The 15,003-nt window shown below is 46.7% G+C and carries 16 protein-coding genes; 5 read left to right on the top strand and 11 right to left on the bottom strand.

The annotated features are described in order from the left end of the window. Nucleotides 1–138: 138 nt before the first annotated feature. Both P2W83_RS15615 and P2W83_RS15620 read right to left on the bottom strand, forming a co-directional pair. Nucleotides 139–789, bottom strand: a complete 651-nt coding sequence (locus P2W83_RS15615; RefSeq protein ID WP_276134694.1) for a toxin-antitoxin system YwqK family antitoxin — start codon at nucleotides 787–789, stop codon at nucleotides 139–141. 16 nt (nucleotides 790–805) lie between these two features. Beyond that, the gene (locus tag P2W83_RS15620; protein ID WP_276134695.1) at nucleotides 806–1,150 is read right to left on the bottom strand and encodes a HesB/IscA family protein; all 345 of its coding nucleotides are present in this window, start codon (nucleotides 1,148–1,150) and stop codon (nucleotides 806–808) included. A 162-nt stretch (nucleotides 1,151–1,312) separates the two neighbouring features. Between P2W83_RS15620 and frr the strand changes: the two genes are divergently transcribed. Next, the gene (gene frr / locus P2W83_RS15625) at nucleotides 1,313–1,876 is read left to right on the top strand and encodes a ribosome recycling factor (RefSeq protein WP_276134696.1); all 564 of its coding nucleotides are present in this window, start codon (nucleotides 1,313–1,315) and stop codon (nucleotides 1,874–1,876) included. 65 nt (nucleotides 1,877–1,941) lie between these two features. Then, entirely contained in the window at nucleotides 1,942–2,901 is a 960-nt protein-coding gene (locus P2W83_RS15630; protein ID WP_276134697.1) for a sterol desaturase family protein, read from the top strand. Nucleotide 2,902: 1 nt separating this feature from the next. Here the strand turns inward: P2W83_RS15630 and P2W83_RS15635 are convergent, their stop codons facing one another. From P2W83_RS15635 to ftcD, 5 genes are all read right to left on the bottom strand, one after another. After that, entirely contained in the window at nucleotides 2,903–3,310 is a 408-nt protein-coding gene (locus tag P2W83_RS15635; protein WP_276134698.1) for an EVE domain-containing protein, read from the bottom strand. 135 nt (nucleotides 3,311–3,445) lie between these two features. Next, on the bottom strand, nucleotides 3,446–4,414 hold the full coding sequence (locus P2W83_RS15640; RefSeq protein ID WP_276134699.1) for a polyprenyl synthetase family protein: 969 nt from the start codon (nucleotides 4,412–4,414) through the stop codon (nucleotides 3,446–3,448). Further along, entirely contained in the window at nucleotides 4,414–6,459 is a 2,046-nt protein-coding gene (gene rnr, locus P2W83_RS15645) for a ribonuclease R (RefSeq protein ID WP_276134700.1), read from the bottom strand. Before rnr ends, P2W83_RS15640 begins: the two co-directional genes overlap by 1 nt. Then, nucleotides 6,440–7,549 carry a tetraacyldisaccharide 4'-kinase gene (gene lpxK, locus P2W83_RS15650; RefSeq protein WP_276134701.1) on the bottom strand — a complete coding sequence of 370 codons (1,110 nt, stop codon included), beginning with the start codon at nucleotides 7,547–7,549 and terminating at the stop codon, nucleotides 6,440–6,442. Before lpxK ends, rnr begins: the two co-directional genes overlap by 20 nt. Next, nucleotides 7,546–8,580 carry a glutamate formimidoyltransferase gene (ftcD, locus tag P2W83_RS15655; protein WP_276134702.1) on the bottom strand — a complete coding sequence of 345 codons (1,035 nt, stop codon included), beginning with the start codon at nucleotides 8,578–8,580 and terminating at the stop codon, nucleotides 7,546–7,548. The genes lpxK and ftcD overlap by 4 nt, the downstream gene beginning before the upstream one ends. A gap of 122 nt (nucleotides 8,581–8,702) precedes the next feature. Between ftcD and P2W83_RS15660 the strand changes: the two genes are divergently transcribed. The 3 genes from P2W83_RS15660 to P2W83_RS15670 all read left to right on the top strand — a co-directional run bounded on the left by P2W83_RS15660 (nucleotide 8,703) and on the right by P2W83_RS15670 (nucleotide 10,801). After that, nucleotides 8,703–9,116 (top strand): hypothetical protein, encoded by a 414-nt coding sequence (locus tag P2W83_RS15660; protein ID WP_276134703.1) that lies wholly within the window; start codon nucleotides 8,703–8,705, stop codon nucleotides 9,114–9,116. Between the two features lie 126 nt (nucleotides 9,117–9,242). Then, entirely contained in the window at nucleotides 9,243–10,070 is an 828-nt protein-coding gene (locus tag P2W83_RS15665; protein ID WP_276134704.1) for a hypothetical protein, read from the top strand. Between the two features lie 161 nt (nucleotides 10,071–10,231). Next, nucleotides 10,232–10,801, top strand: coding sequence for a hypothetical protein (locus tag P2W83_RS15670; protein WP_276134705.1), 570 nt, complete (start codon nucleotides 10,232–10,234; stop codon nucleotides 10,799–10,801). Between the two features lie 265 nt (nucleotides 10,802–11,066). Here P2W83_RS15670 and P2W83_RS15675 read toward each other — a convergent pair whose 3' ends face one another. The 4 genes from P2W83_RS15675 to P2W83_RS15690 form a co-directional block, all read right to left on the bottom strand. Next, nucleotides 11,067–12,035, bottom strand: coding sequence for a hypothetical protein (locus tag P2W83_RS15675; RefSeq protein WP_276134706.1), 969 nt, complete (start codon nucleotides 12,033–12,035; stop codon nucleotides 11,067–11,069). Between the two features lie 8 nt (nucleotides 12,036–12,043). Continuing rightward, nucleotides 12,044–12,475: an NUDIX hydrolase gene (locus P2W83_RS15680; protein WP_276134707.1), complete on the bottom strand. Its 432-nt coding sequence runs from the start codon at nucleotides 12,473–12,475 to the stop codon at nucleotides 12,044–12,046. Nucleotides 12,476–12,506: 31 nt separating this feature from the next. Continuing rightward, nucleotides 12,507–12,734 carry a hypothetical protein gene (locus tag P2W83_RS15685; protein ID WP_276134708.1) on the bottom strand — a complete coding sequence of 76 codons (228 nt, stop codon included), beginning with the start codon at nucleotides 12,732–12,734 and terminating at the stop codon, nucleotides 12,507–12,509. A gap of 84 nt (nucleotides 12,735–12,818) precedes the next feature. Further along, nucleotides 12,819–14,975 (bottom strand): S46 family peptidase, encoded by a 2,157-nt coding sequence (locus P2W83_RS15690; RefSeq protein WP_276134709.1) that lies wholly within the window; start codon nucleotides 14,973–14,975, stop codon nucleotides 12,819–12,821. Nucleotides 14,976–15,003: the final 28 nt, after the last annotated feature.

Consider the following 15,003-nt stretch of genomic DNA (forward strand, 5'->3'; position numbering starts at 1 on the left):
GTCAGTCACTTTATACATTCAGGAAAACAAAATACAAAAAGCAGTTAATTAAAGAAAGAAATTGACATAAACTGTTTGCCAACAAATCTCAGTTTCGGAAAAATTGGAAACAAAAAAGCCACCGGGCGGTGGCTTTAATTAATTGCTATAACTAGTTCGCTTATTAGAAGGCGGCTTATAATAGTTCTTCTTGGTATTGTGCGGCATGCCTGCTTCGCGCTTTTGGAAATACAGGCTGTCGTCTTTCGACATCGGGAATGCTTTCTGAAAGACCAGTTCATCGACCTGCCATTCTTCTTCACGAATTAACCGACCCGTGGCAGGATCGTAAAACTTCCACGTGCCGTGGCGTACACTCCCTTTTTCGGTAGCCACAGAGCGTAAACTTTGCGCGCCGGTTATAGGGTCTTCCACCAAAAATGTATCGCGTTCACGTTTGGGATTGAGGCCGCGGTACTGTCCGACAGCTACCATACGGCCACTTTCGAAGTATTTAGCTTCGCCATCCCTCACGTCATTCTTAAATGTCTCCATTGCCTGAAGCTCGCCCTCACCGCCAAGTTTATACCAGGGGCCAATTTTGATACCGTGGTCGTAATTGCCAAATTCGGTGTAACCAGGTTCTCCCATGCGTTCCCCTTGTGATACCACCCAGAGACCCTGGCGCTTGCCACGGTCATCGGTCTGGTTATATGCCTGGCCCGACCTCTGTGGATTCTCCTGACCTTTAACCGCGCCGATGCTCAGCATGCACATCGCACCCATCAATATTGTCCTGGCTCTCTTCATCCTTGTAAGATAATCATTAAACGGCAAACGAGGTGCCGCAACCGCAGGTACTGCTGGCGTTCGGATTCTTGAATACGAATCCGCGCGCATTCAGGCCATCCTGAAAATCAACCTGCATGCCGTGCAAGTAAATCCCATGTGCCTTTTTCATTACCACAGGTATACCTTCTATATCATATATCTCATCGTCTTCTTCTTTAGCATCAAAACCAAGTACATAGCTCAGTCCTGAGCAGCCGCCACCCTTTACGCCTACGCGTAGAAACTGGGTCGCATCAAATCCGGGGTCAGCCATCAGTTTTTTTACTTCGGCAATTGCGCCTTCTGTTAGTGCTACCGGGCTTTGTATCGTTGTATCCATTGATTATTAGTCGCTTTAATGCAAAGTTACCATACCGCTAAAGGCTATCCAAATGCCGAACGTTAAAGTATAATTCCTGCCAATATCTGTATAACCAGCCTATTCTATAAAATATGTTAAAGAACATTTTTTACTTTTGCTACCGCTAAAACGACTACTTATATGAGCGAAGTCCTGGATGGGATCGTAAACGAAGCATCCCAGCTTATGAAAAAGGCCATTAGCCATCTTGAAACTGAACTGAGCAAGATCCGCGCCGGCAAGGCAAACCCGATGATTATAGACGGGATCTTTGTTGAATATTATGGCAACCCTACCCCCTTGAACCAGGTTGCTAACATCACCGTTCCTGACGCCCGTACCCTGGCCATTCAGCCATGGGAAAAGCAAATGATGGGCCCAATCGAAAAGGCCATCATCGCCTCCAACATAGGCCTGAACCCGCAAAACGACGGTATCATGATACGTCTGTTCCTGCCGCCGCTGACAGAAGAGCGCCGTAAAGAACTGGTAAAACGTGTGAATGGCGAAGGTGAGCACGCCAAGGTATCTGTCCGCAACATACGCCGCGACGCCATCGAAGCTGTGAAAAAAGAACAGAAAAATGGCCTGAGCGAGGACATAGCCAAAGACACAGAAGCTCATATACAAGGTATCACTGATAAGCACATTGTATTGGTGGACCAGCACTGCAAAGACAAAGAAAAAGAGATCATGACGATATAATTTCGAAAAAGCCCCCTAATTTTGGGGGCTTTTTTGATTTTTCGCCTAAACACACATAACTAACTATGGATCAACTGCATCAACAGATTTTGTTGCTGTTTTCCATCCCTATATACGCTGTCCTTATCCCGCTCGAGATCTTTTTGAGTCATTTCCACGAGTGGAAATTTTACAGCTGGAAAGAAACACTGGTAAACATTTACATGAATGCCGCCAGCGCCGGTATTGACATTTTATTGCGTGGTGTAGCCCTTGCAGTGCTGATGTTCTTTTCACAATACCAACTCCATATCGAATGGCACCCGGTTGTATATTGGGGACTACTGTTCCTTTGCGAAGACATCATGTTCTGGCTGGAGCACTATGTTGATCATTCTGTACGCGTATTCTGGGCTGTGCATGTTACCCACCACTCGTCTGAAGAATACAATCTGACAACCGGTTTCCGCTCTTCGGTGTTCATGCCGTTCTACCGTTTCTTGTACTTTATACCGTTGGCCCTGATAGGCTTCCGCCCGGTGGATATCCTGTTCATGTATGCTATCACGCAGGTGTACGGCATCATGGTTCATACACAGGCCATTAAGAAGCTGCCGCGTTGGATAGAATACATTTTCGTAACACCATCTCACCACCGCGTACACCACGCCAGCAACGTGCCCTATCTTGATAAGAACATGGGCATGGTGCTCATTATTTGGGACCGGATGTTCGGCACCTTTGCCGAAGAAATGGCTGAAGAGCCCCCGCGCTACGGCATCACTTCGCCCATCGAAAATCCTCACCACCCCGTTCACAGCATCTTCCACGAATGGAAAGCTATAGGCGCCGACCTGAAACAGGACATAGGCTGGAAGGACAAATTGAAATACCTGTTTTACGTACCGGGTTGGAGCCACGATGGCAGCCGCCAAACCACCAAACAAATGCGCGTGGATTGGATACGGGCAAAAAGAAAGCAGATGGCTGAGGCATCTGCTGCAAAACGTAAAGCAAAAATGGAAAAGCTGGAAGAGGTGTACTAGCCTACAGCCCTGCCATCTTCATTATCTTCTTATACTCATCAGGCTTTACTGCACCTACTGATAGGCGCGACAAGCGCACCAGGTCCATAGTGGCCAGTGATGGTTCCGCTTTTATCTGTTCCAACGTTACTGGTGTAGGCAGGGCCTTTACTGGTTTCAGGTCTACCACAACCCAGTTCGGGTCTTCTGTTGTAGGATCCTGGTAAGCAGTCTTCACTACTTCAGCAATACCTACTATAGCCAGCCCTTCGTTGCTATGATAGAAAAACACCTGATCGCCTTTTTGCATTGCCTTCAGGTTGTTGCGTGCAGCATAGTTGCGCACACCATCCCAATGGGTCTTCTTGTCTTTCTGGAATTGCTCCCAGCTATATTTAAAAGGTTCTGATTTTACGAGCCAGTAATTCATATCGATCGATGATTTTCTACGTGTAAGTTGTGGTTTCTGCGCAACTATATTAATGTCAGAACCCGAATTTATAGAATTCAGGAATTAATAGAATTCCGGTCATTCTTTAATTCTATAAATTATGGTTCAGACCAACTACTTATCCCTCATCAGCAAATAGCTGGCAAGATCATGTAGTGGTTGTTTGCGCTTACTGGTCACGGCAGCTTCTTCCAGGCAGTCGAATGCCCGCTGCGAATACAATTCCACAGCATCGCGGCAGGCTTTATCGGCCCCTGTTTGTTTGAACAGTTCCAGCATAGCAGGTACTTTATCCTCACCGTCCTTTTGCAACCATTCGTCTATTTGTTTTAGGTGTTCTGGGTTCGCAGTTTCTCTTGCTTTTAGTAAGAGGTAGGTCTTTTTGTTCGACTTTATATCGCCGCCGTTTTGTTTACCCAGTTTATCTGTCTCACCGAATGCATCGAGATAATCATCCTGTAGTTGGAAAGCAATACCCAGGTTCTTGCCGAAGGTGTACAGCTTATTCGAGTTGCCTTCTGTCGTACCACCTATCAGCGCTCCCATTTTCAGTGAGCAGGCCAACAGCACTGAAGTCTTCAGCGTGATCATGTGAATGTACTCATCGATGCTCACGTCGTTCCTTGCTTCGAAATCCATATCGAGCTGTTGTCCTTCGCATACTTCTATCGATGTACGGTTGAACAGATGCAGTATCATGTGCAGGTTATGGCGTACGTTCACCAGTTGATCGTAAGCATGGATACTCATTACATCACCGCAAAGTATACCTGCCGTCAATCCGTATTTGTCGTGGATAGTTTGTTTGCCCCTGCGCAACGGAGCCTTATCCATGATATCGTCGTGAATGAGCGTGAAGTTGTGAAACAGCTCTATGCCCATTGCTGCATGCCATGCATCTTCATTTATTTCGCCAAACAATTCATTGGCCATCAGGCACAGCACAGGACGAATCCGCTTGCCGCCTATCTGCATAAAGTAACGGCAGGGATCATAAAGCGTACCCGGCTGCTCAGGAAAAGGTAAAAATTTAGAAAGCCTGTCTTCAAATTGTTCTACCAGTTGTGTAAAGCTGTGCATCATTATTTTTTACGTTTCGAAGGGGCTTTCTTTTTCACCTTTCCTTCTGCACCGATGCTCCGCTTCTTCTTATGTTTTTGTTCGGGTAATTCTAATACTGTGTAATCTATCTGGCGCTTATCGAGGTTGGCTGATACGACGCGCACTTTTACCTTGTCGCCCATACCAACACGCAAACCGGTGCTGCGACCTACGAGGCAATATTCGCCTTCACGCAGTTCAAAATCGTCAAACTGCGCCAGGTCGGCTATCGATACCATCCCTTCACATTTGTGCTCTACTGTCTCCGCCCAGAAGCCGAAGCTAGCCACGCCACTCACTACGGCTTCAAAGTCTTCGCCCACAAAGTTGGTCATGTATTCTACCTGCTTGTACTTGTTGGCAGCGCGTTCTGCTTCCATGGCCCTGCGCTCCTGGTCGCTGCAATGGCGGCATTGCTGTTCAAGGTGTTTGATAGGTTTTACATCATTCTTCAGGCATTCCTCGAGTATACGGTGTACTAATACATCGGGATAACGACGAATGGGCGAGGTAAAATGGCAATAGTCTTTAAAACCAAGGCCATAGTGACCAATATTATCTGTTGTATACACCGCCTTTGCCATGGTGCGGATGCCGAGTGTTTCCAGCACGTGCTGCTCGGGTTTGCCTTGCACCATGCTCAGCATGTCGTTAAAGGATGATTGGATGCTCTGAGGCGTGTTCATATTGAACCTGTAACCAAAGGTCTCAGCAAACGATGCGAATACCTGCAGCTTGGCCTCATCGGGCACGTCGTGTACACGGTAAGGGAAAGGCACTTGTTTGTCTTTCACTATAATGCCCGATACGTATTCAGCTACAGTCCTATTGGCCAGCAGCATAAACTCTTCTATCAGCTGGTGTGCTTCCTTACTTTCTTTTACTACTATACCTGTAGGACGACCCGATTCATCGAGTGTAAACCTCACTTCTTCAGACGAGAAATTGATAGCGCCTTTTTTGAAACGTGCCTTACGCAGGTTCTGCGCGGTTTCGTTTAGTGTTAGCAATACTTCTCTATGGTCACCCTCAGCGCCTTCAACGATCAGCTGCACCTCCTCGTAGGTAAACCTGCGCTGCGAGCGAATGATCGTCTTGCCCAGCCAGTAGTCTTTCACCTTTCCCTGCGTGTTCATCTGGAAGATGGCAGAGAAAGTGTATTTATCTTCATTAGGCCTCAGCGAGCACAACTCGTTCGACAGCCTTTCTGGCAGCATAGGCAGCACCCTGTCAGGCAAATACACGCTGGTAGCCCTGTTGTAAGCTTCCTTATCCAGTGCTGAACCGGGCTCTATGTAATGACTCACATCGGCAATGTGTACACCTATTTCGTATATATCACCGTTCAGGTGTTTGAAGGATATCGCATCATCGAAATCACGTGCATCTATTGGGTCGATGGTCAGTGTCAGTGTATCGCGCATATCGCGGCGGTGCTTCAGCTCGGCGCTATGCACCCCTTCCGGATACCTTGCGGCATCTTCCATCACATCATCGGGGAAATGCAGCGGGAAGCCGTTCTCCACCAATATGCCCTGCATGGCTATCTCGTTCACCGATTCGTCGGTGAGGATGCTCACCACTTCGCCTACCGGATTCTTCGTCTTTTCGGTCCACTCTACTATACGGGCTATCACATGGTCGCCGTTCTTGGCATTATGCAACAGGTGCAACGGAATGAATATATCTACCGGCATCTTATCGCTGTCAGGCACCAGGAACGAGAAATGCGGATGCACTTCCAGCTTGCCACTAAATTCGGTTTGCTTACGACGTACCACGTCTATGATCTTACCCTCGGGCCTTGCACCGAACTTGCGTCCGCGCTCTATCACCTCCACCCTCACTTCATCGCCGTTCAGTGCGTTGCTGGTCTCTCCCCTGCGTATCAACACGTCTTTTTCTAACCCTTCCACTATCACAAAGCCCATCCCCCCGCGAGTTATTTCCAGCTTACCTACATAGGTCTTCCTGCCGGAGCTGTCTACTTTCTTTTTATGTGATGCCTTAGATTTCCTGGCTGCCATAGAACATCTGGTTGTTTTCGGCTATTGTTTGTTCAACGTATTGCAAAACTACATTGTCAAACTCATTGCCCTGATTAAATAAAAAAGAAACCCCTATTGGCAATACTATTATCGGCACGTTCCATTCTTTCAGTTTCTCATAATGCAGGTGCAGGCGTGCAGCGTCTTTCTCGGTGGTCACTATTACTTTACCCTCTGCTTCAAAATTGCCGTAGGCTTCTTTGATCTCTTCAAGGTCTTTACTCACAAAATAATGATGATCTGCGTAAGACAGCACATGCACCTGTTTCATCTCATCCTGCAAATACCTTACCAGCGGTTCCGGTTTGGCAATGCAACATACTAATACTGCGCTTTTTCCGCGCAGCGATACCGGCTCATGACTAAAGAAATCATACGGCTGACGATAACTGATACCCGTGAAAAATACCTTTTGGTGCGACAGCGGGTTGATCTTAGCGATCATGTCATTGGCCACGGCCCTATCCAGGTTGGGTGGACATTTCGAAACAATGATCACATCAGCCCGGTGATAGGCGCTGCGACTTTCCCTCAGGCTACCCATTGGCAGAATGTGATCTGCATAGAATGGTTTCGAAAAATCGGTGATCAGCACATTGACACCAGCCTTCACCGAACGGTGCTGGTAGGCATCGTCCAACAGTATCACTTCAACATTCGGACGTTTCTGTAGCAATCTCGGAATGCCCGTAATGCGCTCTTCAGCCACACTCACTACCAGCTCAGGGTATTTCATATGGTATTGCATAGGCTCGTCACCTATACGCAGGGCATTGGTCTCCGCATCGGCCAGCAGGAAACCTTGCGTGCGGCGTTTATACCCCCGGCTCATAGTGGCAACCTGGAAACGGTATTGCAGCAACTGGATCAGGTATTCAACGTGCGGGGTCTTGCCCGTGCCACCGGTCGACAGGTTGCCGACAGAAATAACCGGCGGACTAAATTCGATGGACGAGAAAACACCTGCATCATACAATCGGTTCCGCAACCAAACCACCGCTCCGTAAATAAGTGCAAATGGTGCCAATAATATCCTGCCTAATAAATAGAAAATGTTCCTTTGACTCATATCAATCCCGCTCTTTTAAGTGCATATTCCAAAACCTTTTCCTGCGGGTCGAAGGGTTTGACTCTGTTTAATCCTAAATGTTCGATAGCTGCGTGCACCAGTAACTCTTTGTCATGCGGTAGCTCTTTGCCTTCCCTCAGCCAGGTAAAAGCGCCGGCTTCCAGCAGGCAGGTTTCGGGAATCAGTCCCACTACCTCGCAACCGATCACCTCGACGCCCAAGGGTTGGGCCAAGGCATTCGTTGCCTCCCAGGCCTTAAGCGGCGATGTTATTCTATAGTCCAGCAGGTTCATAGATACCTGCGCAGATTGGAAATCGGCCATGTACCATCCTATCGCCCTGAGCTTCGGAAGCAGTCCAGGCACCTTAAGTCTTCCTTGAGGTGACTGCTCGTAATAGCCTCTTTCACGAATTCTATCAGCAATGTAATTAGCAGCATTTACATCATTGGTTTTCAATGATATATTAAACGCAACAAGAACATCTCTGACACCTATTACCGTAGCACCAGTTTGAAGTGACAGTTCAAGTGGACCGTAATCGGGCTTCCACTCCGCCAGCTTCATTTTTTCGGCAAACTTCTCGTACTGTCCCTTCCGGATATCGGGCAACGCACGGCGATGTTCAGCAGTAGCCGACTGTTCATATAAATAAATAGAAATATTTAATTCTCTACCTATACGTTCTCCTAATTGCCGCGAAAGAGCGATCGCTTGATCGACGGTCATATCATAAAGTGGTATCAGCGGACAAACATCGGTGGCACCTATGCGTGGGTGTACACCTTCCTGTTTTGTCATGTCTATTACTTCAGCTGCCTTTTTAACAGCCTGGAAGGCGGCTTCGCAAACCGCACCGGGTTCGCCGGCAAAGGTCATTACCGTGCGGTTGGCTGCGGGACTGGTATCTATATGCAGTAGCTGCGCACCACTTACTGAGTGGATGGCATCTGCAATTGCCTGTATTTTTTGAGGATCACGTCCCTCGCTAAAATTGGGTACGCACTCCAGTATCGGTCCTTTAGAGGTCATGTTGCAGTAAATGTAGCAAAATGTGCACCGTTGCAGAAAAGTGAAAATTAACCTGCCATAACTACAGTATCAGCAGATTGCGGTAAATTTGATAACAATAAAAGTCCAAAAAACAGGCGGTTATGAAAAAGAGCCTTTACTTATTCCTTATCCTTGCTGTGCCAGCTATCGCAACGGCGCAGACGACGAAAAAAAAGACTACAACGACCAAAACTACCACGACAGTAAAGAAAACGACTGCACCTGTCAAAAAAACGGCGGCACCTGCTGCACAGGTTGCCAGCCATATCGAGTTTCAGACCTTCGTGATGGGTAATGACATCATGCTGAATGGTGATTTCCAGGTAGGTAAGGACTACGTAGTAGCCATTAAAGACGATCAAAAGATCACTCTGTTCACAGCCAATTTTAACGCCCAGAGCAATGCACAGAACGTATCTCTCGGCAAACCTCTGCCGAAGGGCTCTTATACTGTCACTGTACACGAAAAAGATAATGCGCTGGCGACCGGTACTATCAACCTAGTGCTTAACTAGAATATAAAACTTGACCCATTGTTGTGATATAAACAGCCTTTGAGCCGCTTTTTTTAGTTCTCCAAACTCCACCGCCCGGTAGCATCAAGCATACTATTAAGTATTTTAGGGTAAAATCTAGCAGATTTGAGAACAGTATTGACAACATTCGTGCTGACATTTTCTTTTGCTTGCGTTGCAGACCCAGCTATGCGTACATCTGCTAAAAGAGCGCCGCTACTGGGCAAAGTGAAAATTGTCCGCACGTCGGGATATGGTTTTTTGAGTGAAGTTCAAACGAAGACAATGTCTTTTAATAAAGACGGCTATTCGGTAGATAGTTTTAATAACGAAGGACTTATGCTCTGCACATACTATGTAGATCGGGGAAAAACAAGCGGAGGTGTAGAATATAAATACAATCAGAGGGGAATTCTAGTTAAAGAATATCACTGGAATAGTGAAACAGAGCAAAACCCTCAGGATACTCTGTACATTATATTTATCTACGACACGTCTGACAAATTAGTTGAAGAGCGCTCTTACATTAGCGGAACGAAAGATACTGGCCGGATAAAGTACACTTATCTGGGAGAGCAACTAATAGCAAAACAAACAGTTGGCGGGAATATCAACAGAACAAAAACTTTCAAGTATAATGAGAAAGGCCAGTTGATCGAAGAAAATGATAACATCACCACCCAATATACCTACGACGATAAAGGAAGGATCAAATCAGAAAGTGAACGATACAGTTTTGGTGACCTTAAAACAGTTTATACTTACGACGAACACAACAATGAGGTTTTAGCAGAAGAACGCGTCAGCGATGGATCTGCAGGCAGGCGCTTCGTTAGCGAATACATTTACGACAGTCGGGGTAACTGGACACAATGTATAGAAGATTTTCCAAAAGATTTCGAAGGTGACCCTGCGCTAAAACAAATGTCAATACGAGAGATTGAGTACTATTAACTACCTCAGCAAACGACAATTTCATAATTATGCTTAGCAAAAAGATGATTTTAAAGGTGTTAGTGGCCAAACACATTTGAAAAGCAACCTCATCGGTCGCTTCGTATTTTGTGCAAACCCAACGCCAATACCCTTGCCCGTTTTCGTAATTTTAGTGTACTATGAAAACACTAATTTTATTCGCAGCCGCCGCGCTCTGCCTGTGTCAGAGTTGCGCTACAATGGACGCAGAGAAAACGCCTACAACTCGCGTCGCAGACACTACACGAACTTTTGCTGAAAAGATACAAGTGATCGAACGCGATATTTCCAGCATGGAAGAAGCCGCCGACCTTGACTACTCGGCTACCTATGTCGATCTGTTTGAAAACCCCGAACCAGATTTTACTGCTGCACTCGCATTTATAAAGGATGGCCACAATACGCTCCAGCAAAAGCAAATTGCAGCGTACGCCATGAGCAATCTGCCACTCGACAAATACCTGCAGTTCGCGAGTACGGCATACCGGGCATATAGAACACGTAACGCGGCTGAAGAACTGATAGCCCAGATAGTGCTCTACAAGTATCCATCGCCTTCCAATAAGATCGTTATGAATTACCAGAACCCGGGTGTTATTCAACTTCTGTCCCAGCTGAAGGCCGATTCAAGGCTTTCTCCCGAATTCAAGAAAGAGGTTGACGATGTGCTCAGTGGCGTGACACTAAAAGACCACCTCGCCAAGAAATAGCAACACACTATTTTATATTTTTTGCGTATTTTTGCTATAGTAATTAAAAACACTATGGCCCTGAAATACGCATTCCTTTGTTTTTGCCACACCCGAATGTTACAAAAGGCCTAGGGGGTGCCACATCGGCAACAAATTGACACAAATTCGTGCTCAAACACAATACGGGAGCGAAGTTCAGGGTTGTGCAAAAGCGAGTTTGTAACAATTTTAACAGCTCAAAAGGCTGGAATTTGCACTAAACAGTCAACAAATGCCCTATCACCTATTCTACCCGAACCTCGGTCGACTGATCTTTTTGGACAGAAAAGACCTTGGCATGTTCTACCCCATTTGCCATAAAGGCGGCTTTATACCGGCCCGGCCCAAGCATAATGGACCTGCTGGCTGCGCCGGAAAAATAGATCTCGTCCAGCTTACGGTACCCTCCCTGCTCCTCCACATAAAGCACGATAGCGTACAACTGGTTGGTATTATAAATAATGGCCGTACCTCTGTCGGCAACCTCGGATCGTGGTGGCGTATTGGTTTGCGTCAACTTGCGCATAGTATATATCGGTATGCGGATGGTATCGGCACGCACTGGGGGCTGTATGATCGTAGCCATGCCCTTGGCTGGATACTGCGAAATGATATAGTCAATAACCGCCCGGTATTTCAGCGGGTCTCCACTAAATACAGAATCGTAGCAGGTGGTCGTAGCCCGCCCATATTCCACCAGGTACTTCCGGTAGAATTTACCAGCAGGCAGGCAATTATCTGCCTGGCATTGGCGGCCGGTATCGCTCACCACTATGACGCTGTATTGAAAATGAGCAGTATCAGCAAGCTCATTGGCAATAGCCTCGGAAAAAGCATAATTCAATTCGCCCTTGCCTGTAGGTTTAATGTCCGCGAGTCTCAGGCCAAGCTGGAAATGATTCTCTTTGGAAAAGCGGACTTCCTGGCGCGAGTCTTTGCAAATATTATAAGACAGAGGAAAGAGATGACCGTAGACCCGCAGGCCCATCTGTATATCGTCGTTGTGCTGGTACATTTCTTCGGCCAGGCCAGTAATCAGCTGCGAAGCCAGTTTGTACTTGGTAGCTTGTCCCTGCCAGCTCGCTCCCATTCCCGCCGAACCGTTGAGGATGAGCAATAAGCGATGCGGCTTTGTAACCACCTGGCATCGTGCGGTTTTATTCACCACTATGAAAACGACAACAAACGACAACAATTTCAGCCAGCGCTCCATGATCAATGCTATTTTGATACCATCGATAAAGCCCGCTGTATGATCTCGCTGTGGTCGAAACCTAACTTCGGCAATGCGGTCACATCAAACCACCTCGCATCTGCCGCATCGTCCTGTCCCTTTACCTCCAACTCTTTGGGCACTACACCAACATATGCTACCGATAATACCCTGTCGCGGGGATCGCGGTGCACGGCGTCGAATACGTCTATCCGCCGTAGTTCTACACCACGCACGCCTGTTTCTTCTTCCAGCTCGCGGTGCACTGCTGCATCGCAGGTTTCGTCTATATCCACAAACCCGCCGGGCAAGGACCACATCCCCTTAAAAGGTTCATTTTTCCGCTGTATCAAAAGCACTTTAAAACCATCTCCGAGTTTTGCAATAACCACGGCGTCTGTACCAAGTGCAAATCGGGGATATTCGTAGGTGTATGGCATATGTCAAGCTATCAGTTGGCAAAATACCGTTTTATTTCAGACGCTTATCATAGTCTTCACGTATATGTTGATTGACGTAGGTGGTCAAACCCTTACCTGCTGCAGCAAGCACCTTCATTTGCTCCACATGCTCCATTCCTGGTCTGGCATAGGAGTACAAATATTGCGAGCCATCCCGGAACTCGAGAATGACCGCATCTTCCAGTATCTCGTAACCCACCACACCTGCATCTCCCGAAACAGCTGCGTATCGTTGCATATCCGGAGCTTCGGCAAAATCATGCCCATAAACATCAATGGCCTTGCATCTGCAAGGCCATTGATAAAATTGTCGAAAATGATCTTATTTCCTGATGTCCATTTCTTCCAGCAGGTTGTGGGCTTTACCCATCTTTTCGATCAGGAAGAGGATGAAACGAGAATCAGTGCAAATAGTACGCTTGTACTTTTTGTCGAACGCGATATCACCGCTCATAGCTTCCCAGTTACCGTCAAAGGCAATACCGATCCACTCACCGCTACCGTTAATAATAGGACTACCCGAGTTACCACCGGTAATATCATTAGTAGTAATAAAGCAGGTTACCAGTTCGCCATTTGCGTTAGCGTAGCGGCCATAATCTTTCTTGTTATACAGCTCAATCAATTCAGAAGGCAGATCGAACTCATCATCGCCTGGTTTGTATTTCTCCATCACACCGTCCATAGTAGTGTAGTAGTCGTACTTAACGGCATCCTGTGGCTCGTAGCTGGCAACTGTCCCGTAAGTGATACGCATTGTGGAGTTAGCATCCGGGTAAAACAGTGCGTTCTCATTCATCTCCGTCAGACCTTTGATGTAGGTCTTAGCAAACTCTTTCTTTTTGTCGTTGAAATCGTTCACTTTAGCCTCGTAGTTGTCTTTGTAGTTCTTCACAAAGCTGTAAGCATAAGCAAAAGCCGGATCGCTATTCAGCTTTTCGATAGTAGGCTGTTGGATGAAAGCATTCAGCTTATTGCTATCCAGCAAGAACGTGTTGGCATATACATAGTTTGTATAGTCAACATAAGTTTTCTCGCTGGCGCTGCTACCATAGTTTTTGAAGATAGTGCTTTGGTAGATCGAAGGATGTTGCGCCTGTGGGATGTCGTTGTAGAACATTTGCGTCATTGCAGCAAACAAGTCCTTATCGGTAGGTATATCCAGTGTGCGAACGATAGCCTTGTAGTTCTTCTTCAGATCGTCGGTATGCTTCTTAACTGTATCGGCGTTAGGACTTTTCTTTTCCAGTTCTTTATACAACGGCTCCAAAGACGCAGCCAGGCGGCTCAGTGCAGGCGCACGGAACGCTTCGCCATAATAAGTTACGTGCTTCGCGTATGGCAAATAAGTACCGTACAGGTTGTTGTATTGAGCAGTAAGGTTCTTGTACTCAGATTTCTTGTTTTTAACAGCCCAGTCAGTAAATGCTTTTTCTTTAGCGATCTTTTCATCAACCACGTTCAGGCGCTTCAGTTGTTCTGTCTGGCCAATGAAATACTTCCAGTAGTTAGAGATGCTGGCGTAAGAAGAAGTGTACTTCAGGTAAACAGCTTTATCCTGGTCCATGTGCTTGCGCATAATAGCGAGGCGCTTGTCGCGCAGCTTAACGATAGAAGGGTTCACTTCATTGATGGCCATGCTGATGCCGCTCGATACTTCGTAGCGGTTGGTACGGCCAGGGTAACCGAAGACCATTGCATAGTCGCCTTCTTTTACGCCTTTAATAGAGATCGGCAGGTATTTCTTAGGACGGTAAGGAACGTTGTCTTTAGAATATTCCGCAGGATTGTTGTCTTTGTTGGCGTATACGCGGAACATAGAGAAATCTGCAGTGTGACGAGGCCACATCCAGTTGTCTGTATCGCCGCCGAATTTACCCAGCGATTTAGGCGGAGTACCTACCAGGCGAACATCAGTGTATTTTTTGTACACCAGCAGCAGGTATTGGTTACCGTTAAAGTATTCTTTTACCTGTGTTGTATATTTCTTGTTCTCAGAAGCACGGTCTTCGATCTTTTTGCGGATCTCTTCCATTTTTTTAGCCAGCTTCTCGCCTTTCAGCTTTTTAGTAGCCTTGTTCACTTCGTCTGTTACGTCTTCGATACGCTCCAGGAAAAGGGCTGTTACGTCTTTTGCAGGAAGTTCTTCCGCATAGCTATATGCCCAGAAACCATTGTCCAAGTAGTTTTTTTCGACAGTGCTAAGACCCGCAATTGCGCCATAGCCGCAGTGGTGGTTGGTGATCAGCAGGCCGTTAGGCGATATGATCTCGCCAGTGCAGCCGCCACCAAATTGAACAACGGCATCTTTCAGGCTTGCCTGGTTAATACTATAAAGATCTTCTTTCGACAGTTTCAGCCCCAAACGAACCATTTCGTCATAATTCTTCCCTATCAGGTGGGGGATCCACATACCCTCATCGGCACGGGCAGTCAGCAGCCCCATTGCAACAACGAGCGATAAAAGAATTTTTTTCATTTTTATTTGATCGTTTAATTAGAAAAAC

It is taken from the genome of Polluticoccus soli (assembly GCF_029269745.1).
GTDB lineage: Bacteria > Bacteroidota > Bacteroidia > Chitinophagales > Chitinophagaceae > Polluticoccus > Polluticoccus soli.